The organism is Methylobacterium variabile (genome assembly GCF_001043975.1).
GTDB classification, from domain to species: Bacteria; Pseudomonadota; Alphaproteobacteria; order Rhizobiales; family Beijerinckiaceae; genus Methylobacterium; species Methylobacterium variabile.
Genome location: NZ_LABY01000442.1, coordinates 1 through 811 on the forward strand (window position 1 = coordinate 1; position 811 = coordinate 811).

Here is an 811-nt window from a genome sequence, read left to right on the forward strand (position 1 = left end):
CTTTGCAGGGCACAAATGTTTCAGAGCCATCGGCGCCCACGAGAGTAATTCTGAGTGATCTGTTTGGAGCGAAGTTCATCAAGTAAGCTGAGCGGGTCGCTGGGCTTCCCCGGGTCGCGAGCTCGAATGAGTTGCGCCCTTGCGACAACAGAACGAAAGCGGCTTCCCAGTAGGTCGTGAAGCCGTTCGGCGTTACAATAAGGTATCTGTTTTCTGATTTTCGGAGGGCGCTCGCCCCATTTTGTCGGTAGGTGCGGCACAGCTCGCGTGTTGCAGCGTAGGTGCCCTGGAATTCCGATGGGATTGGCGCTGCATCAGCGGCACCTGCGGTGACGAGAAGCGCGAGCGCGATGGGAGCCGTACGCATGCGATCCTTGGATATTCATGGGATGCATGCGTATCGCTCGGCGCGCTCTATATCGCTTAGAAAATCTGTAGAATTTACAGCTTCGAGATTGCCGTGAGCGGCCGCACTGCCGCGCTTCCAGACACAGGCACTCTCGCCACGCAGAGGGGAAGAGAGTGCCTGTTTCTCAGTGGCTCCATTGCCATGATGACGGGCGCTACGCTCGCCGCTGCCCGGTCTCCTTGGCGGTGAACCCCTCCAGGATCTTGTCCAGGGTCAGCGGATAATCCCGGATCCGGATCCCGGTCGCGTTGTAGACCGCGTTCGCCACCGCCGCGCCGGCGCCGCAGATGCCGAGTTCGCCCAGGCCCTTGCTCTTCAGCGGGTTCGCCTTGTCGTCGAGCTCGGGCAGGAAGACCGCGTCGATCTCCGGCAAATCGGCGTGGACCGGCCCGGTGGCGTCGA

At 60.9% G+C, this 811-nt stretch carries 1 protein-coding gene and 1 pseudogene; both read right to left on the reverse strand.

The annotated features are described in order from the left end of the window. Positions 1–367: hypothetical protein (locus VQ02_RS38900; protein WP_209437107.1), on the reverse strand; the 367-nt coding region annotated here is incomplete at its 3' end. A gap of 196 nt (positions 368–563) precedes the next feature. After that, a pseudogene (locus tag VQ02_RS33755) lies at positions 564–811 on the reverse strand (xanthine dehydrogenase family protein molybdopterin-binding subunit); the annotation flags it as partial.